30 protein-coding genes are annotated in these 26,727 nt (G+C 71.2%); 6 read left to right on the top strand and 24 right to left on the bottom strand.

Annotated elements, in window-relative coordinates; translation table 11 throughout:
• Nucleotides 1-5 precede the first annotated feature (5 nt).
• From F784_RS0106650 to F784_RS0106610, 10 genes are all read right to left on the bottom strand, one after another.
• Nucleotides 6-1,049 carry a DUF4097 family beta strand repeat-containing protein gene (locus F784_RS0106650; protein ID WP_019585941.1) on the bottom strand — a complete coding sequence of 348 codons (1,044 nt, stop codon included), beginning with the start codon at nt 1,047-1,049 and terminating at the stop codon, nt 6-8.
• Nucleotides 1,046-2,761: a sensor histidine kinase gene (locus F784_RS0106645; RefSeq protein ID WP_026332323.1), complete on the bottom strand. Its 1,716-nt coding sequence runs from the start codon at nt 2,759-2,761 to the stop codon at nt 1,046-1,048. Before F784_RS0106645 ends, F784_RS0106650 begins: the two co-directional genes overlap by 4 nt.
• A 54-nt stretch (nt 2,762-2,815) precedes the next feature.
• Nucleotides 2,816-3,202, bottom strand: a complete 387-nt coding sequence (locus F784_RS26010; RefSeq protein WP_169405642.1) for an alpha/beta fold hydrolase family protein — start codon at nt 3,200-3,202, stop codon at nt 2,816-2,818.
• Nucleotides 3,105-3,482 carry an alpha/beta fold hydrolase gene (locus F784_RS27770; RefSeq protein ID WP_169405641.1) on the bottom strand — a complete coding sequence of 126 codons (378 nt, stop codon included), beginning with the start codon at nt 3,480-3,482 and terminating at the stop codon, nt 3,105-3,107. Before F784_RS27770 ends, F784_RS26010 begins: the two co-directional genes overlap by 98 nt.
• Nucleotides 3,483-3,551: 69 nt before the next feature.
• Nucleotides 3,552-5,000 carry a M1 family metallopeptidase gene (locus tag F784_RS0106635; RefSeq protein ID WP_019585938.1) on the bottom strand — a complete coding sequence of 483 codons (1,449 nt, stop codon included), beginning with the start codon at nt 4,998-5,000 and terminating at the stop codon, nt 3,552-3,554.
• A gap of 12 nt (nt 5,001-5,012) precedes the next feature.
• On the bottom strand, nt 5,013-5,489 hold the full coding sequence (locus tag F784_RS0106630; protein WP_019585937.1) for an NUDIX hydrolase: 477 nt from the start codon (nt 5,487-5,489) through the stop codon (nt 5,013-5,015).
• A 226-nt stretch (nt 5,490-5,715) separates the two neighbouring features.
• A complete protein-coding gene (locus F784_RS0106625) occupies nt 5,716-6,147 on the bottom strand; it encodes an acyl-CoA thioesterase (RefSeq protein WP_019585936.1) in 432 nt (143 codons plus the stop codon).
• The gene (locus F784_RS0106620) at nt 6,144-6,434 is read right to left on the bottom strand and encodes a ribosome-binding factor A (RefSeq protein WP_019585935.1); all 291 of its coding nucleotides are present in this window, start codon (nt 6,432-6,434) and stop codon (nt 6,144-6,146) included. Before F784_RS0106620 ends, F784_RS0106625 begins: the two co-directional genes overlap by 4 nt.
• Nucleotides 6,435-6,753: 319 nt before the next feature.
• Nucleotides 6,754-8,115, bottom strand: coding sequence for a LysM peptidoglycan-binding domain-containing protein (locus F784_RS0106615; RefSeq protein ID WP_019585934.1), 1,362 nt, complete (start codon nt 8,113-8,115; stop codon nt 6,754-6,756).
• Nucleotides 8,116-8,185: 70 nt separating this feature from the next.
• A complete protein-coding gene (locus F784_RS0106610; protein WP_245557767.1) occupies nt 8,186-8,473 on the bottom strand; it encodes a hypothetical protein in 288 nt (95 codons plus the stop codon).
• A gap of 130 nt (nt 8,474-8,603) precedes the next feature.
• Between F784_RS0106610 and F784_RS0106605 the strand changes: the two genes are divergently transcribed.
• Nucleotides 8,604-9,566: a LysR family transcriptional regulator gene (locus tag F784_RS0106605; RefSeq protein ID WP_019585932.1), complete on the top strand. Its 963-nt coding sequence runs from the start codon at nt 8,604-8,606 to the stop codon at nt 9,564-9,566.
• Between the two features lie 65 nt (nt 9,567-9,631).
• On the opposite strand, the gene F784_RS0106600 is transcribed toward F784_RS0106605, so the two are convergent.
• From F784_RS0106600 to ftsE, 10 genes are all read right to left on the bottom strand, one after another.
• Nucleotides 9,632-10,546: an ABC transporter permease gene (locus F784_RS0106600; RefSeq protein WP_019585931.1), complete on the bottom strand. Its 915-nt coding sequence runs from the start codon at nt 10,544-10,546 to the stop codon at nt 9,632-9,634.
• Complete coding sequence (locus tag F784_RS0106595; protein ID WP_026332322.1) at nt 10,547-12,538, bottom strand: ABC transporter permease; 1,992 nt, start codon at nt 12,536-12,538, stop codon at nt 10,547-10,549.
• 64 nt (nt 12,539-12,602) lie between these two features.
• Entirely contained in the window at nt 12,603-13,202 is a 600-nt protein-coding gene (locus F784_RS0106590; protein WP_019585929.1) for an LON peptidase substrate-binding domain-containing protein, read from the bottom strand.
• A 98-nt stretch (nt 13,203-13,300) separates the two neighbouring features.
• Nucleotides 13,301-14,113 (bottom strand): tRNA (guanosine(37)-N1)-methyltransferase TrmD, encoded by an 813-nt coding sequence (gene trmD / locus F784_RS0106585; protein ID WP_019585928.1) that lies wholly within the window; start codon nt 14,111-14,113, stop codon nt 13,301-13,303.
• A 19-nt stretch (nt 14,114-14,132) separates the two neighbouring features.
• Nucleotides 14,133-14,669: a ribosome maturation factor RimM gene (rimM, locus tag F784_RS0106580; RefSeq protein ID WP_019585927.1), complete on the bottom strand. Its 537-nt coding sequence runs from the start codon at nt 14,667-14,669 to the stop codon at nt 14,133-14,135.
• Nucleotides 14,670-14,679: 10 nt separating this feature from the next.
• A complete protein-coding gene (locus F784_RS0106575; protein WP_026332320.1) occupies nt 14,680-14,919 on the bottom strand; it encodes a KH domain-containing protein in 240 nt (79 codons plus the stop codon).
• Nucleotides 14,920-15,074: 155 nt separating this feature from the next.
• Nucleotides 15,075-15,323: a 30S ribosomal protein S16 gene (rpsP, locus tag F784_RS0106570; protein ID WP_019585925.1), complete on the bottom strand. Its 249-nt coding sequence runs from the start codon at nt 15,321-15,323 to the stop codon at nt 15,075-15,077.
• Nucleotides 15,324-15,560: 237 nt separating this feature from the next.
• Nucleotides 15,561-17,180, bottom strand: coding sequence for a M23 family metallopeptidase (locus F784_RS0106565; protein ID WP_019585924.1), 1,620 nt, complete (start codon nt 17,178-17,180; stop codon nt 15,561-15,563).
• Nucleotides 17,177-18,040: a cell division protein FtsX gene (locus F784_RS0106560; protein ID WP_019585923.1), complete on the bottom strand. Its 864-nt coding sequence runs from the start codon at nt 18,038-18,040 to the stop codon at nt 17,177-17,179. Before F784_RS0106560 ends, F784_RS0106565 begins: the two co-directional genes overlap by 4 nt.
• Nucleotides 18,041-18,131: 91 nt before the next feature.
• Complete coding sequence (gene ftsE, locus F784_RS0106555) at nt 18,132-18,815, bottom strand: cell division ATP-binding protein FtsE (RefSeq protein ID WP_019585922.1); 684 nt, start codon at nt 18,813-18,815, stop codon at nt 18,132-18,134.
• Between the two features lie 204 nt (nt 18,816-19,019).
• Here ftsE and F784_RS0106550 point away from each other — a divergent pair, with 204 nt between their 5' ends.
• A complete protein-coding gene (locus F784_RS0106550; RefSeq protein ID WP_026332319.1) occupies nt 19,020-20,336 on the top strand; it encodes a S41 family peptidase in 1,317 nt (438 codons plus the stop codon).
• 72 nt (nt 20,337-20,408) lie between these two features.
• On the opposite strand, the gene F784_RS0106545 is transcribed toward F784_RS0106550, so the two are convergent.
• Complete coding sequence (locus F784_RS0106545; RefSeq protein ID WP_019585920.1) at nt 20,409-20,774, bottom strand: nuclear transport factor 2 family protein; 366 nt, start codon at nt 20,772-20,774, stop codon at nt 20,409-20,411.
• Between the two features lie 127 nt (nt 20,775-20,901).
• Between F784_RS0106545 and F784_RS0106540 the strand changes: the two genes are divergently transcribed.
• Nucleotides 20,902-21,735 (top strand): helix-turn-helix domain-containing protein, encoded by an 834-nt coding sequence (locus F784_RS0106540; RefSeq protein WP_019585919.1) that lies wholly within the window; start codon nt 20,902-20,904, stop codon nt 21,733-21,735.
• Between the two features lie 20 nt (nt 21,736-21,755).
• Here F784_RS0106540 and F784_RS0106535 read toward each other — a convergent pair whose 3' ends face one another.
• A complete protein-coding gene (locus F784_RS0106535) occupies nt 21,756-22,379 on the bottom strand; it encodes a hypothetical protein (protein WP_019585918.1) in 624 nt (207 codons plus the stop codon).
• 29 nt (nt 22,380-22,408) lie between these two features.
• Nucleotides 22,409-22,957, bottom strand: coding sequence for a GNAT family N-acetyltransferase (locus F784_RS0106530; protein WP_019585917.1), 549 nt, complete (start codon nt 22,955-22,957; stop codon nt 22,409-22,411).
• A 146-nt stretch (nt 22,958-23,103) separates the two neighbouring features.
• Between F784_RS0106530 and F784_RS0106525 the strand changes: the two genes are divergently transcribed.
• Together F784_RS0106525 and F784_RS0106520 are read left to right on the top strand one after the other, a co-directional pair.
• On the top strand, nt 23,104-24,210 hold the full coding sequence (locus F784_RS0106525) for a Gfo/Idh/MocA family protein (protein WP_019585916.1): 1,107 nt from the start codon (nt 23,104-23,106) through the stop codon (nt 24,208-24,210).
• Between the two features lie 13 nt (nt 24,211-24,223).
• Nucleotides 24,224-24,754 carry a putative glycolipid-binding domain-containing protein gene (locus F784_RS0106520; protein WP_019585915.1) on the top strand — a complete coding sequence of 177 codons (531 nt, stop codon included), beginning with the start codon at nt 24,224-24,226 and terminating at the stop codon, nt 24,752-24,754.
• Between the two features lie 6 nt (nt 24,755-24,760).
• Here F784_RS0106520 and yidD read toward each other — a convergent pair whose 3' ends face one another.
• Nucleotides 24,761-25,072 (bottom strand): membrane protein insertion efficiency factor YidD, encoded by a 312-nt coding sequence (gene yidD / locus F784_RS0106515; RefSeq protein ID WP_019585914.1) that lies wholly within the window; start codon nt 25,070-25,072, stop codon nt 24,761-24,763.
• 405 nt (nt 25,073-25,477) lie between these two features.
• On the opposite strand from yidD, the gene F784_RS0106510 reads away from it, so the two are divergent.
• Nucleotides 25,478-26,725, top strand: a complete 1,248-nt coding sequence (locus F784_RS0106510; protein WP_019585913.1) for an FAD-dependent oxidoreductase — start codon at nt 25,478-25,480, stop codon at nt 26,723-26,725.
• Nucleotides 26,726-26,727: the final 2 nt, after the last annotated feature.

The following is a 26,727-nucleotide window of genomic DNA, read 5'->3' as shown; positions in this document are numbered from 1 at the left end:
TCTCCTCAGGGGGCAGTCTCGGGGTCACGCAGCGCGAGGTCGGCGCGCGGGGCGTCGATGAAGAGGTCGAGGTCGGGGTCTTGCAGGGCACTGGCGTCGGTGGCGGCGGTGTTGCCCTGGCGTCTCAGGCCAGGGGGCAGGCCCAGGGCGGTGCGGTCGGTGAAGCGCACCCGCAGCGAGACCTCGCGCGGCACGGTCAGGGCCACCTGCCCCCCCTCCGAGCGCAGGTCGAGGGTGCCCGCCGCCCCGTCGGGAAGGCTCAGCGCCACGTCCCCGTGCCCGGAGGCAACGGTCACGCGGTCGGTGCGGGGCAGCGAGCCCGTCACGTCGCCGGTCAGCACACCGATGCTGAGGGATTCCACCCGCGCCGGGGCGAGGTCGAGCCGCACGTCGCCGCTCTCGGTGTTCACACGCAGGGCGGGGGCACGCCACTCCGGCTGGGCGCGCAGCGTTACATCGCCGCCCAGCGTCACGACGGTCAGCGGCCCGCTCTGCCGCTCGGGCAGGGTCGCCACCACCTCGCCGAAACCGCTCCGCACGCTCAGGGCGCGCACCCGCAGGGCGTGCAGGTCCAGCCGCGTGTCGCCGCTGTAGGAGTCGGTCGTCAGGGTGACCGGCACCCCGCGCGAGAGCTGCACCTCCACCTTGTGCTGGAGGGGCGGTGTGCGGACACCGATCACGCCCTCCTGGAGGGCTTGCACGTTCAGCTGGGCGTCCACGTCCAGCGTGCGGCCCTCGCGCGTCACCTCCAGCCGCAGGGGGTTGCGCTCGCGGTGGAGGGCGCTCCCCGCCAGCGCCTCCCGGCCCGGCCAGGGGAGCCCGGCGACGTGGAAGCTGGTGCGGTCCCCCTCCAGCCGCACGTTGAGCGCGCGGGCACCGTTCAGCGGGAGGTCCAGCGGAGTCCGCACCGCGTTCAGCCCCGGGACGGGCGTGACGTGCCCCCCCTGCCAGGTGAGGACCGCCCCGCCCGCCACCAGCCCCAGCCCCAGCGCGATGCGGCCCAGCACGGGGGCGAGGGGGCGCGGCGGGGTGCGCTCGGCAACGGTCACGCGCGCACCTCCCCGGCGGGAACGGCCTCGGGAACCGCGGGGAGGGTCAGGGTCACGGTCGTGCCCGCGCCCGGGGCACTGCTCACCGTCAGGGTGCCGCCCGCCCCCTGCGCCCGCTCGCGCATGGAACGTTGCCCCAGCGTGCCGCCGGGCAGGGCCGCCGGATCGAAGCCGCGCCCGTCGTCCCGCACGGTGAGGGTCACCTCTTCCCCCTCCTCGCGCACCGAGAGCCACACCCGCGAGGCGCGGGCGTGCTTGACCACGTTGTGCAGCGCCTCCTGAGCGATCCGGTAGGCGGCGGCCTGGGCGGCGGGGGGGAGGGAGGGCTCGCGGCCCAGGCTGGCGTGGACCGTCAGGCCGTGGCGGGCCTCCAGCGCGTGGGCGTTCTGGGTCAGCGCCGCGATCAGCCCGCCCTCCTCCAGCGCGTCGGGGCGCAGGCTGAAGAGCAGGGCCTTCATCTCCGAGACGCCGCCCTCCGCGAGCCGGATGGTGTAGTCCAGGCTGGCGCGCGTCTTTTCCGGGTCGCGGCCCAGGGTGGCCCGGGCGGTCTTGGCCCCCAGGGTGATGCCGTACAGCGCCTGCGCCACGCTGTCGTGCAGCTCGCGCGCCAGCCGCGCCCGCTCCTGTTCCCCCGCCCGCTCGGAGGCCCGCCGGATGAGTTCGGCGGCGTGCAGGGCTGTCCCCGCGTGGTCCGCGATGCTCAGCAGGAAGGCGAGTTCCTCGGGGCCGGGCTGGGTGCCGGGCAGGTACAGGGCGCGTAGGGTGCCTCCGTCCGCCCCGCCTGCCACGACCGGCAGGGTCGCCAGGGTGAAGCCCCCCGCCGCGTACCGCACGTCCGCCCCACCGGCCGGGGGAGACACGCCCGGCCCCTGCAGGTCGGGATGGAGGGGACCACTCGCCGTGCGAACGGTGCCGTCCGGCGCGACGAGCGCCACCGCCCGCGCGCTGCTCGCCGCCCGCGCCTGCCCCGCCAGGTCGGCGAGGGTGGCCCCCAGGTCATCCCCCAGCGCCACCCGCCCCGCCGCCCGGCGCAGGGCCGCGACCTCCCGCCGGGCGCCGTTCTCGTCGGGCGGCCCCGCCAGCAGCGCGTAGGCGAGCCAGGCCCACACCCGACCCAGCAGGTTGAGCACCCCCGCCGTGACGAGCAGCCCGCCCACCCCGCCCAGCGTCAGGCCCGCCACCCCGGCCCCCGTGAGGGTCACCTGGCCGCCGTACCACGTCACGGGGAAGACCTCGGGCCGGGCGGCCCACCAGGGCGAAGCGAGTGCGAGGACGGACACCCCCAGCAGCACTCCCAGCACGAGCCAGCAGAGGATGGCGAGCGGGAACTGCACGAGGTGGAACATCAGCGCGCGGTACGTGGCGCTGTCTCCCAGGGTCGCGCGTAGCCAGGGCAGCACGCCCGCGTAGGCCGGGGGCGGCGCCCGCCGCGAGAAGTGCACGCCCAGCAGGCCCGCCAGCCAGCGCTGCACCTCCGCCAGGCCCGGGATCAGCCACAGGGTGCCCAGCAGGAACGCTGCCCCCACCAGCAGCGGCAGCGTGAACACGCCCGCCAGCATCCCCGCCGCCAGCAGCACAAACACCAGTCCGCCCAGCGGCAACGCCAGCCCCACGTACAGCGCGGTGCGGTAGGTGCGCGGGCTGAGCAGGTCGGCGAGCAGGCCTTCCCGGCGCTCGTCCTGGGATGGTGAGAGGCTCATCCCGTCCATCATGCCCGCAGGGTAGGGGCCGGGGCCAGAGAGGAGCGTCCGCCGAAAGGGGTAGGGTCAGCCGCGCAGGGCGGCCTGCAGCGCCTCTCCCAACTCCGGTCCGTGTGTCAGCCAGGCGTTATGAGGCGCCCCCAGCAGCATCCGCCACTCCCCCCGCGGAAGCAGCGCCGCCAGTTGAGCCGCAGGCCATCCGGGCCGAATATCGGCCCCATATGCAGGAACGTCACCGGCACCTCCAGCCAGGAGGTCGGGCGTCTTGATGAAGCGCTGCCAGTCGCCAAGTAGCGCACGGTGGATTGCGGAATTCCAGTCCACCTCGAAGCGCGGCTCCGTGTCCTTGCCCGCCTCATAGGCGGCGTGCCAATTGCGGTCGTTTTGGATGCCGGTTCCGGCCCAGCTCACCAGCCGGGTCATCTGCTCGGCGTGGGTCAATGTGCACGCCAACCCTGGGTCCGCGTCCCACGAGTAGCCCAGAATGAGCCAGCAGTCCCAGCGCTTCCCGGATGGCCTCCAGGTCGTCCAGCGCCGTCCTCAGGCCATAAACGCCACCCGTACTTCGCCCGGTCCCGCGTGGGTCGGGGAGCAGGCAGCGGAATCCGGGCAGCAACTCTGCTACGGGCGCGAGATAGTTGGGACAGCCGCCCCCGCCACTGAGCAGCAACAGTGGCGGGCCGTTGCCACGCTCGAGAAGGTGGAGGGAGGCGCCATTGACGCTGATCTGCACGACGTCAGTATGGGGAGTGCGCGCAGGAACGGCATCCGCAACATGGTGTGGCAAGAAATGCCAGACCTTCTAACGCCCCACCACTGGCAACGGCGGCAACCCCGGCGACTCCACCCACAGGCGCAGGGCCGCCTCGCCCGCCGGTCCCGCCTGGGTCCGGGCGAAGGCGAGGAAGGTCGACGTGTCCAGACTTCGCCCCGAGAATCGGGCAGTGTAGGCGTGCAGGAAGTCGCGGAAGGCCGCGTCCCCAATCGCCGCGCGCAGGGCGTGCAGGGCCAGGGCGCCGCGCTGGTAGGCGCTCAGGTCGAAGAGTTGCTCGGCCCGCCGCGCCACCAGGGGCCGGGTGCCCTCCCGCTCCAGGTTGGCGTACCAGCGTGCGGCGTAGGCCTGCCCGTCGCCCCCCTGACTCTCGGTCCACAGCAACTCGGAATAGGCGGCGAAGCCCTCGTTCAGCCACACGTCGGCCCAGCGGGCGAGGGAAATGTCGTCGCCGAACCACTGGTGCGCGAGTTCGTGGGCGGCGGCGCGCTCGGTGCTCAGGTTGGGGGGGATGGTGCTCAGCGTTGCCGTCTCCAGCGCGGGCAGCCGCGGCGTCACGAGCGCCACCCCGTACGCGGCGAAGGGGTAGGGGCCGAACCAGCCCGACAGCACCCGCAGCATCTCGTCCGTGCGGGCGAAGACGGTGCGGGTGGCCTGCGGCGTATCCGTCAGGAAGTAGTCGCGCCGCGCGACGGGCGAGCCGTTCACCCCGACAGGAACCGCCGGACCGGTCACCCGCTCGAAGCGGTTCACGAGGATGCCCAGCGCGTACGTCGGAATGGGCTGCGCCTGAGTGAAGACGAACGTGCGCGTCCCGTTCCCCGAGGCCACGGGACCCTCGACCCCGCTCGCCGCCGCCGTGTAATCCGCCGGGACCGTGACACGGGTGGTGAAGGTCGCCTTGTCGGAGGGATGGTCGTTCGAGGGCAGGAAGGTGTGCGTCCCGTTGGGCTCACTGAGGGTGAAGTTCGCCCCGGGCCGCCCCCCGGCGGCGGGCACACTCTGCCAGCCCAGCTCCATCGGCGTGCTGAAGTCGGGGTCGCGGACCACGCCCGGCCTGCCCCGGTACTCGACGGTCAGCCTGGCCTCCTGTCCCGGCAGCAGGGGAGAGGGAGGCGTCACGATCAGTTTCTGTGCCCCCGAATCCACCCGGAAGGGCACCGCCCGGCCGTCCCAGCGCGCGGCGGTGACGGTCGGCCCGAGGAAGTCCAGCCGCACCTCACCCAGCGGCCGAGTTGCCCCCAGCGTGAGGGTGACCACGCCCCGCAGGTCAGGCGTCCCCGGCTCCGCCACCGTGAGCGCCACGTCGTAGTGGCGCACGTCCAGCCCAAGCTGCCCGAGGCCCGGGAAGATCGGGTCGTTCAGCGTGCGTGGGGCTTCCAGGGGCCGCGGTGTGGGTTGGAGCTGGGTGGCGGAGGACAGGCCGATCAGGAGGGCACTCAGGACGAACAGGCCCCGCCGCTTGCGGAAAGGACGCATCTGCCGGGCGCCTCAGATCGGGTAGTACGCCCGGGCCTCGCCGCGCAGGAAGTCGCGGGTGGGCACCCATATCAGGGGATTGCGCTCCTCGACCTCGGGGGGCGGGCCGTAGCGGACCAAGCCCTCGACCTGCTCGAAGGGCACCCACTTCACGCCCACCACCTCGGGGTCGGTGGGGTCGATGTCGCCGCTGAAGGTGGCGGTGAAGCGCCCGAAGTTGGCGTAGCACTCGTTGCGCGTGCCCGTCAGCATCTCGCCCTCCAGCAGGCTGACAAAGCGCAGGTCGGTGACGGTCAGACCCGTCTCGACGGCGACCTGACGCACGGCGGCGTCAGCTAGGCTCTCGCCGGGATTGGCCTTGCCGCCCGGCAGGCCGTAGAAGATGCTGCCGTCATCCATCCGTTCCTCGACGAGCAGGAGGTGGCCCTCGCGGACCAGGTAGACGTGTGCGGCGCGCTTGATCGGCAGGGTGCGCGACAGGTGACTCATGTGGGGCGCAGTCTAGCGGGAAGGGAGCGGGGGTGGGTGTGGAGAAAGCGGCAGCAGGCGGAGCGGCAGAGCACCCGTCTGCTGGGCATTCAGCCTAACCGGGGCGGGAGAGGCGTTGTCATGCTGAGCCGCAGGCGAAGCGTCCCCGACCCCACTGCGAGCCAAGCCCTTCATCTCACTCAGGGCGACCGGTGCCGCGTGGCCCAGTCTTGACGTGGGGCTGGCGTCAACCGCCTGCTTTCGCCGCCGTTTCCCCAGCTCCTGACAGCAACCCCAGCACGTCCTCCGGCAGCCGGGCCGGGCGGTAGTTCTTGTCGGTGGCGATGTGGCGCGTCTCGCCGGTCGCCAGCAACTCGTCTCCCTTCCGCACCTCGTAGGTGAAGGTGAGGGTGCGCGAGCGGACGCTGGCCGCCCGGGTAATCAGGGTGAGGTGGTCGTCGTAGCGGGCCGCGCGGCGGTACTCGACGTTCAGGCCCGAGAGCATGAGGTAGTAGCCCCTGGATTCGACCTCGGCGTAGGGGAGGCCGAGCTGGTGCATCAGGTCGGTGCGGCCCACCTCGAACCACACCGGGTAGGTCGCGTGGTGGGCCACGCCCATCGCGTCCGTCTCGGCGTAGCGCACCCGGATTTCGCTGCGGGCCTCGGGGAGGGTGGTCACGGGAAAACCCGATCGCTCGCGGCGTAGAACTCCAGCGTGGGGGTGCGGCGCATCCGCACGTGCGCCGAAACCTCGCGTTGCAGGTGCCCCCGGGCATGGGTCAGGGCGTCGAGCAGGGCGGGCATGTCAGCCCCCATCGCGCTCACGTACACACGCGCGAGTCCGTAGTCTGACGTGACCGCCACCCGCTCGACCGTCACGATGAGCGGCACGCGGGGGTCACGCAGCCCGGCGATGGCCTCACTGAGCACCCGCGAGAGTTGCGCCTCCACCTGCGCGGGTTTCAAGGGCGGCCTCCGGGACGGGGAAGAGAAAACGTCATCCCTGCATGGTAAGGCAGGCGGGGGAGGAGGAACGGGACCGCGGCCCTCCGCTCCGGGGCAAGCGTAAGGTCCGGTTTTGGGGGTGACGGTGGTCGGCCCCTCAGTCAGCTTCGCTGACAGCTCCCCTCAAGGGGAGTCAGGTCGGGCCTCTACCCTCCAAGAACCTGAGGTGGTTGCCTCTCCCCCAGAGGTAGCCCGCGGAGCCGAACCCGCAGAGCTGCGCCACACAGGGGTCGAACGCGGCCGTGCCCACCTTGCGAATTTGCGACTCCGCCCCTACCTCTCACCGCGTGTAGCGCCGCCCCGTATAGCCCGTAAACACCCCAATCCCGTAAGCGACCTTGCGGACGCTGTCGAGCGCCCGACTCCCGTTCCAGGCGAGGCCCGCGCTGCTGCCGCCGTCGAGGAGCAGGGCCTCGCGCAGGCCCAGGCGGGCCATCACCTTGCCCATCTCGGTCGTCGTCAGCTTGGCGTGGGTGGTGACGAACACCAGGTCCCGGTTGCCCCGCAGGCCGACGGCGCTGCGGGCGGCGCGGCCGAACAGCGCGGGGTCCCGAAACACGTCCGCGTACTGCCGGACCACACCGCCCCGCCGCAGGATGCGTGGCCCGGTGGCGATCACGGTCTCCATGCCGTGCCAGGTGGCGTCGAGCGGGCGCCCCAGCAGGGCCGTGGTGCTGTTCAGGATCGCGGCGCGGTTGTCGGGGGTGATCGCCAGCGCGGCCGGGATGCGGCCCCAGGCGAGCAGCCGCCCCTGCATGACCAGATCACCCGCGGGCACGTAGGAGCGCGGGTGAAAGTAGCTGCCGTTCACCACCGCTCGCGCGCCGCTTGACCGCGCGAGCTGGCTGACCCGTGCGCCCACTCCCAGGCCCGCCCGGGGCAGCACGGGCGCGACGAGCACGTTCCGGTAGCGCAGGTCCACCCGCAGCACCCGCACGGGGACGTTCAGCGGCGCCATCCGCTTGACACTGAGGGGCTTGCCCACCGGCCGGGGCGGGATGAGCACCGGCATCCGCCGCGGCACGAGCACCCGCTGCCCGGGGTAGAGGTTCCGTCCCGCCCGGCTCAGCTTGTTGATTCGGGCGAGGTGGTCGGAGGTCGTGCGGTACCTGCTCGCCAGCGTCTTCAGCGTCTCGTGCGGCCGGACCCGCACATACCCGTAGATCACCCGCACCTCGGTCGTGGGGCGGGGGGCAGCTTTGACCATCACCGTTCCGCGCTGTGGCACCCGCAGGCGCTGACCTATCCGGATCAGGTTCCCCTTCAGCCCGTTGGCGGCGCGCAGGGCGGCCACGCTCACCCCGGCCCGGGCGGCGACGTGACTCAGGGTGTCGCCGGGGCGAACAGTGTAGGTACTCGGTTTTGGCGAGGAGGACGGCTGGCGAGCCGGGGGCGGGGCGGCCATCCCCCTCACCTTCAACCGCTGCCCGGGCCGGATGGTGTTGCCCTTCAGGCCGTTGAGCTGGCGCAGCCGCGCCACACTGAGCCCGTGATGGTGGGCAATCCCGTACAGGGTGTCTCCCGGGCGAACGGTCACCGTCCCGCTGGCGGCGAGGGCGCCTGGGATGCTGAAGATCGAGCAGAGCAGCGCGAGCAGGGCGGCGCGGCGGAGGGCCACCGGACGGGGGAGCAGGTCGAGCACACCTCAGCATAGGCTGAGCTTCTGACTCGTTTCTGCACGGTTGCGGGCGGGCGTGGTGCGGGCGGCCCACCTACCGCCGCGCCTGCCGCAGGGGACCCAGGGGCGTGTATCCGATGCGGCGCAACTCGCGGTCGAGGTCGGCGGGACCCAGCCCGGGGCGGCGGGGGCGGGCCTCCAGGGTCGCGTCCCCCAGCCGGGCGACGAACCAGGCGCGCAGCTCCCAGTCGGGCAACAGGGGTACGCTGGGCTTCCCGTCCGGCGTGAGAACCTCGGCGATCAGGGTGCCAAATAGCTCGCCGTCCTGGCGGGTGGGGGCCGCGGGAAAGACGGGGGGAAGAGGTTGCCGGGCGTAGGTCATGGAGTCCACCTCCTGCCGCTCAGCCTGCACCCGGGCGACCCCTTCAGGACATCGGGTGCGTGCAGCACAGTGCGGAGGGGCCATCGGAAAAGCCGATGGAGGCCTGCCGGGGCACGCCTACAATGGAGGTATGCCCGACCGGCCCCCTGCCCTCGCCGGCCCCTCGCTGGCCCAACTGCGCGCCCTGATTGCCGTGGCCGACAGCGGGGGCTTCGGCGAGGCGGCGGCGGAGTACGGCGTCTCGCAGTCCACCCTGAGCGAGGCGGTCGCCAAGCTGGAAGCACTCGCGGGCCGTCCCCTGCTGCGGCGCACCCCCGCTGGGACGGTGCCTACCGAGGCGGGCGCCCGCGCGCTGGAACACGCCCGGGCCGCCGTGCAGGCCGCCGCCGACGCCCTGCTCGCCGCGCAGGAGGAGGATGCGGGGCTGTCAGGCACCCTGCGGGTCGCGTCCTTCCGCTCGACCGCCACCCACCTGCTGCCGCCCGCGCTCGCCGCCTTTCGCCGCCGCCATCCCCGCGTGAGCGTCACGTTGATTGACGGCGAGGCCTGCGGCGGGGGGGGACCGGCGGTGCGGGCGGGCCGAGTGGACCTGGGGGTGGTCGTGGCGGAGGAGGGGACCGACCTGCGTCTCACCCCCCTCGTGCAGGACGAGTATCTGTTCGTGGCCCCCGCCTCGCGCGGCGTCCACCCGGTGACGTTCGCTGAGCTGGGCGCCCAGCCCCTGATCCTGACCCCCTACCGGGACACCTGTCACCAGCGCATCCGCCGCTACCTCACCGAGCATGGGGTTCGCCTGACGGGCCTGACCGAGGTCGAGCAGGACAGCGTGACCCTCTCGATGGTGAGTCACGGGCTGGGGGTCACGGCCATGCCCCGGTTGGCGCTGCTGCCCCTGCCCCCCGGCCTGGTCGCGCTGCCGCTGCCCGAGCCGCTCACCCGCCCGCTCGCGCTCGCCGTGCTGCCGCAGCGGGCGGGCCTGCCCATCATCCGGGCCTTTACCCAGGCCGTGCTCGCCCACCTCCCGGCCCCCGAACTGCCCGGGCAGGAGCCGGGTTCTCTCCCCGTTCCGGTCCCCGCCCCGGCCCCCAACTGAGTGTCGGAGAGAAGAGGGAGGCGGGCCTCGGAATCCAGGCCCGCCTCCCCCCTGGCTTTCCCGCCTCAGCCCTCGAAGGGCTTGCCCAGGGCGCGCGGGGCGGCGCTGCGGCCCGTGAAGATCAGCGCGATGATGGTGATGAGGTACGGCAGCGCCGTGACCAGGGTGGGGGGCAGCAGGTTGGTCCCGCCCAGCGTGATGGATACCGCCTGGAGGAACCCGAACAGCACGGTCGCGCCCAGCACGCCCAGCGGCTTCCACTGCCCAAAGATCAGCGCGGCGAGCGAGATGAAGCCCAGGCCCGCGCTGATGTTCCGCACGAAGGAGTCCAGGTTCCCGATGCTCAGGAACACGCCCGCCGTCCCCGCCAGCAGGCCCGACAGGATCACGCCGCTGTAGCGCATGCGGCGCACGTTCACGCCCATGCTTGCCGCCGCGCCGGGGTGCTCTCCCGTCGCGCGCAGCCGCAGACCATAGGGGGTGCGGTACAGCACGTACCACGTGATCGCCACGACCAGGAACGCGAAATACACCGGGGGGCTGAAGCGCAACTCACCCATCCCCCACAGCGGCAGCGGGTTGGCGACCTTGGGGCTCTCCGTACTTGTGCCGTACAGGGCTTGCAGGATCACCGACGGCACCCCGCCCGCGAGCAGGTTGATGGCCGTGCCGCTGATGACCTGGTCGGCGCGGTACTTGATGGAGACGAAGGCGTGGACCCAGGCGATCAGGCCGCCCACCAGCGCCCCCGCCAACCACCCCACCCAGGGCGCCAGCGCCCCCAGCGTCGGGTCGAGCGCGTACGTCACGATGGCGCCCGCCAGCGCCCCGAAGATGATCAGGCCGTCGAGCGCGATGTTCACCACGCCGCTGCGCTCGCTAAATAAGCCGCCCAGGCCGGTGAGCAGCAGCGGCACCACGCTGCGGATAAAGGTCGCCAGGAAGGCGGTCGTGAGAAGCTGGGTCAGGAGGCCTTCCATTTACTTGCTCCCTTTCCGGGCGTCCTCGACCCGGGCGTTCACTTCGCTGCTCGTGGTGAGGGTGGGGGTGGGTGTGGCACGTTCGGCGGCGGCCCCGGCGGGGTCCAGGCGGCCCGTCTCGGCCGTCCCGGTCGCGTCGGCGGCCTTCACGAGTTGTGGGGGCGGCGGGTCGGTCACCCGGCGGCTGAGGAAGCCGCCCGCCGCGATGAACAGCACGATGAGGGCCTTGAGGACCGTCACGATGTTGCGGTCCACGTTAGGGAGTTTCTGCTGCACGTCCACGCCGCCTGTATCGATGGTGCCGAACAGGGTGCTCGCCGCCAGCACGCCCACCGGGGTGCTCTGACCCATCAGGGCGACCGCGATGCCGTCGAAGCCCACGTTCACGGGCGTGTTGCCCCGCAGGCGGTACTCGTCGAGCGCCCCGCCGTTCACGTAGTGGGTGCCCGCCAGCCCGGCGAACATGCCCGCCAGCGTCATCGCCAGGATGGTGTTCCTCGCCACGCTGATCCCGCCGTACTCGGCCGCTCGGGGCGAGAGGCCCACCGCCCGCAGCGCGTACCCGGCCGCCGTGCGCCACATCAGCACCCCGAACACGACCACGCACGCGAGCGCGATCAGGAAGGAGGCGTTGAGCTGGCTCCCCACGATCTGAATCGGAATCCCGACCCGCCAGGTCAGCAGCCCCAGCACCAGGGCGGCGGCCAGCGCGATGAGAGTGGACTGCCGCGTCCGCCGCAGCGCCCAGCGGACCACGAAAAAGGCCACCAGCGCGATCAGCGGCGCAATCGTCAGGGCCTGCGCCCCGCCCTGCCCCACATTGAAGAGGTCGAGCAGGGTGGGCAGCCGGGAGGGGGGCTGAAGCTCATAGCTCGCGGGCTCAAAGCCCGGCGCCTTGAAGGGGAGGTTGTAGGTGCGCCCCAGGAACGGGAACGTGTCGCTGCCGATCATGAAGATGAAGATCGCCGAGGCGACGTAGTTCAACATGATCGTGTTGATGACCTCGCTGGAGCCGAAGCGGGCCTTGAGGAGTCCCGGAATCCCGCCCCACAGCGCGCCGCCCAGTCCCGCTGCGATCACCGAGAGCGGCAGCAGCAGCCAGCCCAGTCCCGGCGGGCCGTACACACCGACAAGCATCGCCGCGATGGCCCCCATCGTGAGTTGCCCCGGCGCTCCCACATTGAAGAGGCCCGTGCGGAAGGCAAAGGCCACCGACAGCCCGGTGAAGATCAGCGGCGTGGCGAGCTTCAGGCTGTCCAGGAAGGGATTCAGGCGGGTGACCGGCGCGAACAGGGTGGAGTACACGAAGTACACCAGGTCGCTCTTGGCGAGCCAGCCACCCCAGGGCGAGAGCGGCGCGCCGCTGCCGTTGATGGCGGGCTGCACGATTAGCACGACCACGGCCCCCACCACCACCGCCAGCCCGATGGCGACGATGGGCACCAGCAGGCCGCGCAGACGGTTAAAGCGCTCCCACCACGCGGGGCGCGCACTCAGGCCCGCCCCCGCCGTGATCAGCCCCGCCACAATGGGTAAAAAGAGCCCCAAGTTCATGCCGCCCCCCGCATAGAAGTTGCGGAGCTGGCGCTTGAACCCCGGCCGCAGGGTGGTGTCGGCGGCCACACGCGCCGTCTCGGTGCTCAGGCCCGAGCCGAGCAGCACAACCGCCACGACCCCCGCGATAAAGGCGAGCAGGCCCGTCAGCCAGAACCAGCGGGCCCGCCGCAGCGCCCCGATCACGCTGGCGAGGGTCAGGACCAGGGTCACCCAGCCCAGGGCGAGGACGGTGCCGGTGGGCGGCAGCGGCACGTCGCGGGTGCCACTGAGGTTGAGAACCGGGCCCGTGAGGTGCAGCAGCACCCCGCCTGCGTTGAAGTCGCGCCCCAGCGTCGCCAGTGGGAACAGCAGCAGCCCGGCCGCCGCGAGGGCGCTCGCCGTGAGCGCGAGGCGCGCGGCCACCGGCGAGGGGCGAGAGTCAGAAACTTGCGTCACGCGGTTATTGTACGGGCCGGAAAGGGAAGGGGCTGGAAGGCCCGCACTTCCCCGGGTTTTCCCGTCAGTTGAGTTCCTTGACCTCGGCGGGCACGTAACCCAGCAGGGTGTCCAGGCGGCCCAGCAGGCTGGGCGCGGCCAGCGCCTCCTCGCGCTGCTCGGGCGTCAGGGGCAGCAGGGCGGCGGCGAAACTGGCGACCAGGAGGGGGTCTTGCGGGGCGGCCTGACGGATGGCGTCAGCGTCGCCCGGGCGCAGACGCAGCAGGTCGGCCAGCAGGCTGCGGGCCTTGGCGTCCTCGGCCGCCTCGCCCAGGGAGTCCGGGGCCAGGGGCCAGGGCGTCACCTCCGCGCCCAGGTAGGCGTGACTCAGGTCGAAGTCCCGCACCCGGAAACGCTCGCCCCCCACGACCAGGATGGAACTCGTGCCGTCCTCGTGGGTCGTGGCCTTGTTCAGGTGCGCCAGGGTGCCGACCCTGGACACCCGTTCGTGAAAGGGCAGCGGCGAGCTCTCGCGGGACTGCACGATCCGCACGATGCCGAAGGGCTCCCCGGTCGCCTGCACCCGTGCCAGCAGCTCCCGGTAACGCGGCTCGAACACGTACAGGGGCAGCACCTGTCCGGGAAACAGCACGACGTTGGGAAGGGGGAACAGCGGCAGGTCCATCTTGGCAGCTATGGTGCGCCGTTCGGGCGCCTCACAAGTAGGCAAGACATACATAACCTCGACTGGATAGGGGATTTCGCGCGGTCAACGGTCAGCCTTCACACGGTTCCGGGGTCGTGTCCAGCCGGTCTGGACTGGCGGCGACGTTTCGGGGCAGGCGGGGGAGGGGCGCCCCAGGCGTCCAGCTCCTCGGGCGTCACCCCCAGCGTCAGCAGGTGCGCGCTGTCCTGTGGGGTCAGGCCCGCCGTGGCGAGGAGGTCGGGCCGCCGCGCCAGCGTCCGGGCCAGCGCCTGTCCCCGCCGCCAGCGGGCGATGGCCCCGTGGTCGCCTCCCCGCAGCACCTCCGGCACGCCCTCCCCGCGCCACTCGGCGGGGCGGGTGTACTCCGGGTAGTCCAGCAGCCCGCTGGAAAAGGAGTCCGCCCGGTGCGACTCCTCGTCGCCCAGCACGCCGGGCACCAGCCGCGCGACCGCCTCCAGCACGCAGGCCGCCGCCGCCTCGCCCCCCATCATCACGAAGTCGCCGAGGCTGAGTTCGCGCGTGACCAGTGCCTCCACCCGCGCGTCAAAGCCCTCGTAGCGGCCACACAGGCAGGCGAGGTGAGCGCGGCTGCTCAGCTCCTCCGCCGTACGCTGGGTAAACCGCTCCCCGGCGGGCGTGAACAGGATCACCTCGTCGGCGGGGGGCAGGCTCGCCAGCGCCCGCTCGGCCACGTCCACCCGGATCACCATGCCCGCGCCACCGCCGTAGGGCGTGTCGTCCACCTTCGCATGCCTGTTGTTGGCGAAGTCCCGCATGTTCACGAGATTTACGTCCACCAGCCCGCGCGCCCGCGCCTTTCCCACAATGGCCTCGGAGGCAAAGGGGGCGAGCAGTTCGGGAAACAGGGTCAGGAAGGAGAAGGTCAGCATGGCGCCTCCAGCCCGCCCCTCACGCCTCCTCCGACCCTTCGCCCAGCAATCCGGCGGGGGCGTCCCCGGTCAGGGCGATGGCGGCGGGGCGCCCCCTGTCCCCCGTCTGAACCAGCACGTAGGGGGCTTGCAGCGGCAGGAAACCCTCGCCGCCCGGGTGCGCCACCACGAGGAGGTCCTGGTGCCCGGCGTCCACCACGTCCGTCACCTCGCCCAGCCGTTCCCCCTCCGCACTCTGAACGGGCAGGCCGCGCAACTCGTGGTAGTAGTAGCTCCCCTCCTCCAGCGGGGGCAGGTCGGCGTCGGCGGCATAGACGTTCGCCCCGCGCAGGGCCTCGGCGCCCTCGCGACTGGTCACGCCCGCCAGGTGCAGGGCCACGCCGGGCCTGAGGGATTCGGTGCGGAGAACCCGCAGCCAGCCCCGGCCCTCCACCCAGACGCGCGGCAGCGACAGCATCTGCTCGGCGTCGCCCAGCACGTACACCTTTACGCCGCCCTGCACACCGTGCGGCCCGAGGAAGTACCCCAGCCGCGTCGTGTCCTGAGGAATCGTCACGCCCGGTCCCTCACGGCTTGCGCGGCGCGTCGAGGTCCACGTTCACCCGCTCGCGGGGATCGCACGCCGCGCGGACGAGGGTCCGAATCGCCTGGATCACCCGGCCCTGCCGCCCGATAAGTCGGCCCTCCTCGCCCGGCCCCACCCGCACGATCACAGTCGGCCCTCGCCGGGAGGCCCGCACGAGCGACGGCTGATCCACCACGCTCTGCGCCAGGAAAAGGGTCAGGTCCACGGGGTCAGTTTTCATGGGGGGCATTGTAGAGGGTGAGTGGGAAGTGGTCAGTGGTCAGTGGGGTGGGCGCCGCAGCTCCAGGCATCCGCCCTGCTTTTCTCCACTCCCTACTTCCCACCCACCAAAGAAAAGAGGCCCCCGAAGGAGCCTCATCCTGTGTTGCGCCGTTCTCAGGCGACCTTGACGCCCTGCGACTTCAGCAGGCGGCGGGCGGTCTGGGTGGGCTGGGCGCCCACGGAGAGCCAGTAGGCCGCGCGCTCGGCGTTGACCTTCAGGTACTCCTGGGTGGTCTTGCGGGGGTCGTAGTGCCCCAGGTTCTCGATGTAGCCACCGTCGCGGGGGTTGCGGGAGTCGGTGACCACGATGCGGTAGTGGGGGTTGTGGGCGGAGCCGAAACGGGACAGGCGAATCTTGACCATGTGAAAAACCTCGGGTTGGGGTATTGAGGGTGGGGCGCCCGCCTAGGTCGCGGGATTTATGCGCCCGCAGCAGCCAACCGGAAGCGCACCGAAGGAGAGTAGCAGAGGAGGGGGGGGAGGGGCAAGGGGCACGGATCTGGGGACGGGTGTCATGCTGAGCGACGGCGAAGCATCCCGGGAAGCCCCAAAGCGAGGCCCTTCACTTCGTTCAGGGCGACAGATTTGCCCCCTCAGTCCTCAGAACGTCGGCGGCACCGGCCTCCGACTCCCGCCGCTCACAGCGTTGACCTGGAACGCCATGCGGCCCGGGCCGAAGATGGGACTGCCACCGACCGTGCCCAGCGGCGTCCCCTGCGTCACCCGGTCGCCCACATTGACCCGCGAGTCTTGCAATCCGAAGTACGCGGTGACGGTGGTGCCGTGGTCAATGAGGACGACCCACCCCAGGCTGGCGTAGTAGGTCGTGGCGATCACGTTGCCCGGCAGGGCGGCGACAGCCTGACCGCCCTCCCCGCCCTCCAGCACGCTCCACTGGGCGCCGCCCTCACCGTAGGGCTGGCTGACACTGCCGCCGGGGAGGGGAAAGCTGAGGGGACCGCTGACAGGGGGCAGGGGCGCGAGGTCCTGCTCGACCTGCGTTGCCGCCTGCTGGGCCTGGGCCTCGCGCTGTCGCAGGGCGGCCTGTTCCTGCTCGACCTGGGCCTGCCGTTGGCGCTGTGCCGCCAGGGCGGCCTCGCGTGCGGCACGGTCACGGGCCGCCTGGGCTTCGGCTCTGGCCTGAGCCTCGGCTCTCGCCCGGGCGGCGGCTCTGGCCTCAGCCTCGGCTTTGGCCCGGGCGGCCGCCTGAGCCTGCGCTCGTACCCGTGCTTCGGCGGCGGCCCTGGCCCGCGCGGCGGCTTCGGCGCGTGCTTTGGCCTCGGCGGCGGCACGCTCGCGGGCGAGGCGGGCCTGGCGCTCCTGCTCGGCACGGATGCGGGCCAGGCGCAGCGCCTCCTGCCGGGCGCGTTCCTGGGCCTCGCGGATGCGGCGCAGCTCGGCCTCGCGGCGCTTGCGCTCCTCCTCCAGGCGGCGGCGGCGCTCGGCCTCGATGCGGGCGCGTTCCTGAACCACAGCCCCGACGAGTTCGTCGATGGATTTTGCGGTCAGGGCCTGCTGCGCCTGCGTCTGGGCAGCCAGGGTGCGCTGGCCCTGCTCGCTGCGCTTCAGGCTCGCCAGGAGCCGCTGCTGCTCGGCGCGGCGGTCGCGCAACTCGGTCAGCTTGGCAAGGCGCTGTTTCTGGAGGTCTTCCAGGCTCGCCGCCCACTCCTGCTGCTGGTCGCGCTGCGTCTCCAGCGTCTGCACCTCCTGGCGCAGCGTGCGGGTCACCTGGAGATTGTACTGCCCGGCCAGGTTGGCGTACTTCAACCGGATCAGCAGGTCCGAGAGGCTGCGCGACTGCGACAGGAGCTGGAGGTAACGGCCGCTGCGCTCGCGGTACAGGGCGCTGAGCAACTCCCGCACGTCGCCCTGAAGCTGCTTTACCCGCGCCTCGGTCACCTCGCGCTGGGCGGTCGTGTAGGCGAGTTGCCGCTGGGCGAGGGCCACCCGGGCGGCCAGGGTCGCCGTCTCGTTCTCCAGGTCGGCCACCCCCTCGGCCAACGTGTCCAGCCGGTCCAGCGTCTGCCGCTGCTGCGCGGTCAGGTTCTGGATATTCGCCCGCAACTTCTCCAGTTCCTCGCGCTGCTCGACACTCAGGCTGCGCTGATTCTGCAACTCGCGCTGGAGCTGCTGGAGCCGCTCGCTCGTCGTCTGTGCCCCGGCCAGCAGCGCCGCCGAGAGCAGCACGAGCGCGGGCCAGCGCGGCAGCCGGGTCCTCACTCCAGCTCCCTCAGGTAGCGCCGCGAGGCGAAGAGACTCCCCGCCAGCCCGATCAGGATGCCCAGCACGCCCACCCCGCCCAGGATGGGGAGCAGGCTGGGGAGGTCGCGGACCACCGGGAACACTGGGGCGAAAAGCTGCACCCGTGAGGCCAGTTCCAGGTAGGTTGGGGTCAGCAGCGCGAGCGCCAGCGCCGAGGCCGTCACGCCCAGCAGCACGCCCTCGATCACGTGCGGCATGCGGATAAAGCCGCGTGTGGCCCCCAGCAGCCGCATCACGCTGATCTCGTTGCGCCGCGCGTACATGGCGACGCGCACGGCATTCAGGATGTTGAAGAGGGTCCCCAGCAGCAGCAGCCCCACGAGGACATACCCCGCCGCGCGCACGGCCGTCAGCGTCCGCACGGTCTGGTCCACGTACCCCGCCCCGTACTCCACGTCATCCACTCCGGCAAGGGTGGAGACGGTCGCTGCGACCGTCCGCGAGTCCTCGACCCGGCCCACCCGCAGCCGCAGCGTGTCGGGGAAGGGGTTCCCGGCGAGTTGGGCTGCGTCCCGCGCGTAGGGGTAGTCGCGGGTCATCTCCTCCAGCACCTGCGCGCTCGTCACCAGCGAGGCGGAGCGGACCTGGGGAAGCCCGCGAACCTGCGCGAGCAGGGCTTTCCCGTCGGTCCCCGGGTGCAGGAACGCGGCCACCTCCACCTGCGATTCGAGCTGCGCGAGCGTGCGGTTCACGTTCAGCGTGAGCAGCAGCACGAACCCCAGCATCAGCAGCGTCAGGGTCATGGTGGTCAGCGTGGCAAAGGTCGCTGTGAGGCTGCCCCGCATGGCGAGAAGGGCCTGGCGGAAGTGATAGGTCACCGGGGCCTCCGGGCAGTGGACAAGACCCTGCCTGAGATTGGAGTGCGTCTCGGGGCCGGTCCCGCCTCTGCGAGGAATAGAGTAGCCCCAGTCACAGCGCGTACCCTCCAAAGGGGTCGTCCCGCACCAACTTTCCCCGCCGCAGCGTCACCGTGCGGTGGCGGAAGGTCTCGACGAGGTCGCGGGCGTGGGTGGCGACGACCACGGTGGTGCCGCGCAGGTTCACGTTCTGGAGGACCTTGAGCACCTCGCGGCTGTTGTCGGGGTCGAGGTTGCCGGTGGGCTCGTCGGCGAGCAGCAGGGGCGGGTCCATCACGATGGCGCGGGCGATGGCGACGCGCTGCTGCTCGCCCTGCGAGAGCTGCACCGGCAGGGCGTACTTCTTGTGCTCCAGACCGACGGTGCGGAGGGCGGCGGTGACGCGGGCGGGCCACTCGCGGCCAGGCACGCCCGTCACCCGCAGGGTAAAGGCCACGTTGTCGTACACGTTGAGGTGGTCGAGGAGCAGATTCTCCTGAAAGACGGTGCCGATGCGGCGGCGCAGCAGGGCGGTGCGGCCCCCCCGGTAGCGGGTCAGGCTCTCCCCGGCGACCCTCACCTCGCCGCGGGTGGGCAGCGCGCGCTTGAGTACCAGGCTCATGAAACTGCTCTTGCCCGCGCCCGAATGCCCCACGAGGTACACGAACTCGCCCTTGCCGACTCCGAGGGTGAGATCGTCGAGCGCCAGGGTCCGGGTCACGGGGTATTCCAGCGTCACGTTCCTGAATTGGATCATGCCAGGCGCCTCCTGCGGAGGGTGGTGGCGCCCGGGAAGGAGGGAGGATCGCGTCATGCTCGCGCCCCAGAATAGCCCAGCCTTCCCCGGGAACGTGAAGGAAATTTCATCTGGACGGGGTGTGTCCATGAGGTGGAAAAGGATGGAATCAGTCCGTCACTTGCGCCTCAAACGGCCTTCACCCCGACACCCTATTCTGCCCCCGTGAACCGGAAACGCATGATGCTCGTGGCGGGCGCCCTCGCCGCCACCGCCGCCGTCGGGTACGCGCAGCTTAGCGGCTATACGCAGGCCGACCTCACCAAGTCCGCCACGGGCCGCACCTTCCTGGACGTGCTCGGCGACCTGAACCGCTACTACCTCTACCCGGTGGACCAGACGAAGCTCCTGCGCGGGGCGATCAACGGGGCCATCGGCAGCCTGAACGACGAATTCACCTACTACTCCGAGCCCGCCGATAACGCCATCGACGCGGAAAACCTCGCCGGACAGTTCTACGGCATCGGCGTGACGCTGGTGGCGGCCAATGCCGACGGCAGCGGCGGCAAGGTGGACAACGTCTATAAGGGCGGCGCCGCCGCGAACGCGGGTGTGCAGATCGGCGACGTGTTCGTGAAGATCGGCGACAAGGACGTGCTGACCTCCAAGCTCAACGAGATCGTGCAGCTCGTGCGCGGCAAGCAGGGCACAGCGGTGAGCGTGACCTTCGCCCGTGACGGCAAGCCCTACACGGTGAAGATGGAGCGCCAGCCCGTCACTATCGTGAGCGTCGAGCAGACCATGCTGCCCGGCAACGTCGGCTATATCGCGCTAAACACCTTCTACAACGAGAAGGCCAGCGAGCAGTTCCGCGCGGCGGTCACCAGCATGGAGAAGCGCGGCGTCAAGAAGCTCATCGTGGACCTGCGCGACAACGGCGGCGGCCTGCTGAACGCGGGCGTGGACGTGGCCGACCAGTTCCTCCAGAGCGGCAACATCGTGAGCCTGCGCGACCGCAGCGGCAAGACCCAGGTGTACGGCCGGGCCACCCGCAGCGCCTCCGACTACACCGGCAAGCTGGTGGTGCTCGTCAACAAGAACAGCGCCAGCGCGAGCGAGGTCGTGTCGGGCACGCTCCAGGACACCAAGCGGGCGACCATTGTGGGTGAGCAGACCTTCGGCAAGGGCGTGGCGCAGATTCCGCTCGACACCCCGGACGGCGGCAAGGTCGCCATCGTCGCCAACGAGTGGCTGACCCCGGCGGGCCGCCAGATTCACAAGAAGGGCATCACGCCCGACGTGGTGGTGAAGGACACCCGCTACACCGTGCCCCTGAACTTCACGGGCGGCGGCCTGGCCCCGGGCGCCAAGCTCACCCTCACCGTGGGCGGCAAGCCCGTCACCGTCACTGCCGACAAGGATGGCAAGTTCACCTACACCGGTGAGGTGAAGCGGCCCACCCGCTCGGCCACCCAGGGCGAGGCGGCCGTGGACTTGCAGGGCGACGCGATCCTGAAAAAGGCTGTGGACCTGCTCAAGTAACAGGAAGTCGGGCAGGAGGGCGTCCCGGTGGAGTGGGGCGCCCTTCTTGTTTTCCCGGATGACGGTCCTCCCTTACCCGCTGGCCGTCACCGGATCGAGAAACCCGAAGACGCTTCCGAAACGCCCCTCCACGATCCGCACCACATCGGTGCCCCGGGCGACGGCCTCGCCCCCCTCGGGTGCGAGTTCCCAGGAGAAGCGGGCGAGGTCGTGGTGGGCGTCCACCGCCGAAGCGAGGCGGAAATGGTGACCGGGGAACTGGGCCCGCGCCGCCCCGATCATGGCGGTAATCTCGCGGTGGCCCCCACCCTGCATCAGCGGGTCCAGGTAGGTGCCCTCCTCGGTGTACGTCCGGGCCACCAACTCGCGGCGGCGCTCCTCGTCGGGCTCGTTCCAGGCGGCGAGGTACAGGCGGGCGAGTTCATCGGGTGTGTTCATGTGGTTCCTCCTCCGGGCGGAGCCTTCTGGTACCCCGTCCACAGGCAGGATGTGGGATTCGAGGGTCGGCCGCCAATTACCCCGGAGGTCATTGGCGGCAGCCGCAAGAGAGGCTTACCCTCGGGGCGTGACCGGCACCCTGCGCCCCGCTTCCCCCTCCGCCTTCGGTGACCTGTTGCGCGGCTGGAGGCAGCGCCGCCGCCTCAGCCAACTGGACCTGGCGGGCGACGCCGACATTTCCGCACGGCACCTGAGTTTCGTGGAGACGGGGCGCTCCACCCCCAGCCGTGACATGGTCCTGCGGCTGGCCGAGCAACTCGACGTGCCCCTGCGCGAACGCAACGCCCTGCTCCTCGCGGCGGGTTACGCGCCGATGTTCGCCGAGCGGCCGCTGCACAATCCCGCCCTCTGTGCTGCCCGCGAGGCTGTTCAGGCGGTCCTGACTGGGCACGAACCCTACCCGGCCCTGGCGATAGATCGGCACTGGACGCTGGTCGCGGCCAACCAGGCCGTGGGACCCCTGCTCGTGGGTGTGGCCCCCGAATTGCTGGCCCCGCCGGTCAATGTCCTGCGCCTGAGCCTTCATCCAGGGGGGCTGGCACCACGCATAGTGAACCTCGGGGAGTGGCGGCTCCACCTCCTCACCCGCCTCGATGGGCAGATCGGCCGAAGCGGTGACCCCGAGTTGGAAGCCCTGCGCCGCGAACTCGCGGCGTACCCGTTCGCGGAACATTTGCAGGAAGCCGCGCCCATCCCTGCTCACGCCAGCGTGTTCGTGCCGCTCCGTCTGGAGGTCCCACAAGGTTCCCTCACGCTGCTGAGCACGACGACCGTTTTTGGGACGCCTCTGGACGTGACCCTCTCCGAACTCGCCATCGAGGCCTTTTTCCCGGCGGACGCGGCTACCGGTGAGCGCCTGCGCGGCCTGATGGGAGTACCGACAGGCGACGGACAAACGTGACGGGGAGGAGGCTCACCGCTTCAATCCCAGTCCCACTCGCGCCAGTCGCTGGGCTGGGCCTCCCCGCTGGTGGGTCGGGGCGTCGGCGGGGCATCGGGTGCGGGATACCAGGGGTAGGCGGCGGCGAGGGCGGCGTGCAGGCGCTTCAGCAGCAGGGCGCGCAGCGTGGCCTCCTCACGCGGGGTCACCTTCCCGATCTCCCGCTTGAGGTTGCCCAGGGTCGCCTCCAGCCCCGGGAGGTACGGCTCGCGCGCCTTGCGGACGGCTCCCCTGCGGAGCGGCTCGGGGTGGATGCTGGGCGTGTAGCTCTCGGCGGCGGCCCCGAGGAGGGCCCGGCGTTTGGCCTCCCGCGTCTCGCGCGCCCGTTCCGCCCGTTCGCGGGCGTCGGCGGCCCGGGCCTGGCCGAGCAGGAAGGCCTCGTCGCGCTCGGCCTCCAGCACCCTCTCCTCCCGGTAGAGCTTGACGGGGGGGAGGCGGCGGCGCCCCATCTTCAGCCCGTTCTCGCGCGTGTCGTCGTGGTGGCCCAGGAAGCGGGCGATCAGGCCCACCGTCCAGCCGCGGTCCTTGAGGTCCTGTGTCGCCAGAAAGCCGGGTGGGGTGACGGGGGCCGAGCCGCGGGGGCGGGGCGTCTTGCGGCGCTTCACCTCGCTGGCCTCCCGGTCATGCCCGCACCCTACCGCGCCTTCCACTCCGCGCGCAGCAGGTCGAGGCGCACGCTGTCGAACCGCTGACCGCCGACCACCCGGGCCTCACGCACCCGGCCGCACTCCTGAAAGCCCAGCCGCCGCGCGGCCCGGATCATGCGCTCGTTGCCGCTCCAGGTCGTCACGGTCAGGACATGCGCGTCCGTCCAGTCCAGGGTGTCCTGCACCCACAGGCTCAGGGCGCGGGTGCCCACGCCGCCTCCCCAGTGCGCCGGGTCGTAGATCAGGATGCCCAGGTCCCACCAGCCGCCGCCCGCCGGTTCCTCCTCCGAGCGGTTCACCATGCCCACGCACTCGCCGTCCACGTCGATCACCTGCTCGTCGGGGTCGGGGGGAGTCTGGGCGAGGTGCGCCACGTAGGTCTGCATGGTCTGGGTCGTGGTGGGTGCGTGGAAGTAGGGCGCGTCCCAGCGCCGCCACTCGGCCTCCGGGTCGGTCAGCCAGCGGGACAGGATGGGGAGGTCGCGCGGTTGCCGGTCGCGCAGCGTGACCGGAAGGGGAGAAGTGGGACGGGTCACGCCGCGCACTATGGCAGATGCGCTGGGACCCGACCCGGCGTAAGAGTGACGCACCGGAAAACGTTGATCTCCCGGACGGAGTGCCGGTCCCCGACGTGAAGAAGCCCTCAAGCGCACCCCTGCCCCCGCCCGTTTACGGTAAGCCCATGCCCCAGAAACCGGACCTGCCCCTTCCCGAGGCCGAGCGGCGCCGCGTCGGGTACGCTATCGTCGGCCTCGGCGAGCTGAGTGCGGAGGAACTGATCCCCGCCGCGCGCACGAGCGAGCACGCCTACGTCGCCGCCCTCGTCACGAGCGAGCCGGACAAGGGCCGCGCCTTCGCCCGCGCCTACGACCTGACGGACGACGACGTGTACACCTACGACCGCTTCGAGGAACTGAAGGACCGTGAGGATGTGGAGGCCGTCTACATCGTCCTGCCCAACAGCCTGCACCGCGAGTATGTGGAGCGGGCTGCGCGCATGGGCAAGCACGTCCTGTGCGAGAAGCCGCTGAGCGTGAATGCCCAGGAGGCGCAGGTGATGGTGGACGCCTGCCAGGAGGCGGGCGTGCTGCTGATGGCCGCCTACCGCTGCCAGTACACGCCCTACCACTGGGCCGCGCGGGACGCCGTGCAGGGCGGCAAGCTCGGCCCCGTCAAGCTCCTGGACTCCATCCACGGGCAGGTTGCCGACGACCCCGAGGCGTGGCGGCTGAAGCGCGATCTGGCGGGAGGTGGGCCTCTGCCGGACGTGGGCATCTACTGCCTGAACACCATCCGCTTCGTGCTGGGCCAGGAGCCCGAGTGGGTCTTCGCCACCCTCCACCAGCCGGAGGGCGACGAACGCTTCCGCGAGGTCGAGGAATCGGTCAGCTTCATGCTGGGCTTCCCGGGCGGCGTGGTCGCCAACTGCCTGACAAGCTACGGCACCCAGAAGACCGCTACCCTGCGCGTGCTGGGCGAGAAGGGCACCGTCCTGATGGACCCCGCCTTCACCTATCAGGGCCTGAGCCTGACGATCTCGGACGGGCAGGGCGACTTCCAGCCCAAGCTCCCCGATGAGGACCAGTTCGGGTTGGAGATGGACCACTTTGCCGGGTGCATCCGCGAGGGCAGGAAACCGTGGACCCCCGGCGAGGAGGGCGTGCAGGACCACCGCATTCTGGACGCCGTGTACGAGAGCGCCCGCTCTGGGCAGGTCGTGCGGCTGAGGCCGGTACAGGGCCAGGACGTCTTCCGGGGCGAGCCGCCGCAGGTGCCGGGGCGCGAGTAGGGAGGGCGCGGGCGTGGACGTGGTGTGGCGCAGCCTCGACGCCGACGAACCCAGCCTGGAACACCTGCGCCTCAGGCCGTGGACGGAGGCGCAGGGAACGGTGGTGGGGGTTGCGGAGGGGCGGCCCTACACCCTGTCCTACGGGTTGGAGATCACGGGGGACGGCCAGCCCTCCCGTCTCCGCTGCGCCCTGGCGGACGGGCGGCACCTGGACCTTTCCCGCTCGGGCGAGGGGGAATGGAGGGCGGCCGAGGGGCAGCCGCTCCCGCATCTGCGGGGCTGCACCGACGTGGATATCCGCGCCACGCCCTTGACGAACACGCTGCCCATCCGCCGCCTTGACCTGAGTATCGGCGGAACTGGGGACTTGCGGGCAGCCTGGGTGGACGTGCCCTCTCTGGAAGTGCGCGTCGCCCGCCAGCGCTACACGCGAACGGGCGACACCACCTACCGTTACCAGGACCTGGACAGCGGCTACAGCAACGAGATCACGGTGGACCGCTCCGGGCTCGTGACCCTCTCCCCGGCGCCTTTGAACGCCTGATCTGACCTACCCGCACCGGAAGGGAATGGGAATCGGCCCGCAGCAGCACACGCCCCTCATCCGTGGCCCGCTCGTGCCGAAGGCGAGGGGGGAACCGGCGTGCAGCACGTGATGCGCGGCGCGGCACTCTTGGAAGCGGGTGGCGATGCGGCGACGCCCCCCGATCAGCCCGTCCTCGCGGACGATGCGCGCCACCGCCGCCGAACACGACTCCCCGCCGTGCAGCGCCACATGCGCGCAGCGAAAGCCCTTGCGCGGCGAGAGATACCGTTGGTAGAGGCGAATGCCGGAGAGGGTGAGGGTGTCGAGGGGAGACATAATTTACGGTACGCGCCCGGTCGCTTCCGGTGCGCCCGGCTCAGTGGAAGGTAAAGGTCCATCCCGACGCCCCAGCGGGCCAGGTTGCGCTCCACCTCGCCCAGGGTGGTCTCGTGCGTGTCGCCTGAGTCGATCAGCACTGTGGCCCCGCCGGACCGGATGAGGTAGCCGTTCTGGTGGCGGCCCTAGGGGGAACCGTTGACCTGATAGATGCCAGGAAGAATCTGCATCTCAGCCCCCGCCGTGGGCATTCAGGTTGGAAGGAACATGTCGCATCGTCCGACGCGACGCAATGTCCCCCAAGCGGGCGTCGTCCAGACGGCAGATGATGGGGCCTTCACGTTCTTCGCAACCCGCAGCATTCCCTACAGCCGCGCCCACCCGGGACTGCCCAGAATGCCCCCCATGGAATTTGGGCCGCAGGACGTGTGCATCGTGGGGGGAGGTCCGGCGGGCCTGGTGCTGGCGCTGCTCCTCGCCCGGCAGGGGATACCGGTGAGCGTGCTGGAGGCCGCGCGGGACTTCGAGCGCAGTTTCCGGGGCGACACCCTGCACCCGGCGATCATGGAACTGCTCGCGGGGTTGGGCCTGGCGGCGCCCCTCCTGCGGCTCGCGCATACCCGCGCGCACCGGGCCCGCCTGGTCCGCGCCGGGGGCAGCCAGGTCATCGCCGACTTCTCCCGGCTGCGAACCCCCTACCCCTACCTGACCGTGATGGCCCAGTCGCGCTTCCTGACCTTTCTGGCCGCCGAACTGGGCCGCTATCCCCATGCCCGGGTGGTGTTCGGCGCCCGGGTCGAGGGTCTGCTGGAGGAGGGCGGCCGGGTGAGCGGCGTCCGCTACCGTCAGGCGGGGGAACTGCACGACCTCCCCGCGACGCTCACCATCGGGGCCGACGGTCGCTTCTCCAAGGTCCGGGACCTGGCGGGGCTGAGGCTGCGCCGCCTCTCGCCCGGGCAGGACGTGCTGTGGTTCGCCCTGCCGCGGCGCGTGGGTGATCCGGACGGCAGCATCGACCTGCACCTGCGCGGGCCGCACTGCATTGTGATGACCGATCACGGCGAACGCTGGCAGGTGGGCTACTCCATCCGCAAGGGGAGCTACGCCCAGGCCCGCGCCGCCGGGGTTGGCCCCATCCAGCAGGCGGTGGCGGGCACGATTCCCTGGCTGGCCGAGCGGGTGCAGACGCTCACCGAGTGGCGGCAACTGCACCTCCTCGCCGTTGAAGTGGCCCGCGTTCGGCGCTGGTGGCGGCCCGGCCTGCTCCTGATCGGTGACGCGGCGCACCCCATCTCGCCCATCGGGGGGCTGGGGATCAACATGGCGGTGCAGGACGCGGTGGCGGCAGCCAACCTGCTCTCGGGACCCCTGCGCGCGGGGCGGCTGCGGCCCCGGCACCTCGCCCGCGTCCAGCGCACCCGGGCGTGGCAGATCGCCGTCCTCCAGGCCCAGCAGGTCATCGAGGAGCGCGAGGTCGAGGGTCTGGACGGCCCCCAGCCCGTTCATGTGCCCACCCTGCTGCTGCGGGTGCTGCACGGCATTCCCGGCCTGCAACGCCTGCCGGGCTATATCACCGCCTACGGGCTGAGGCCGGTGCGGCTGCACCCACGCTGGGCGGTGGCCCGGGCGCAGCCGCTCGACCTCTCCAGCTAATC

Source organism: Deinococcus apachensis DSM 19763, assembly GCF_000381345.1.
In the GTDB taxonomy this organism is placed as follows: Bacteria; Deinococcota; Deinococci; order Deinococcales; family Deinococcaceae; genus Deinococcus; species Deinococcus apachensis.
The sequence above is the reverse complement of the archived record's forward strand: the minus strand, read 5'-3'. Positions and strand labels throughout refer to the sequence as shown.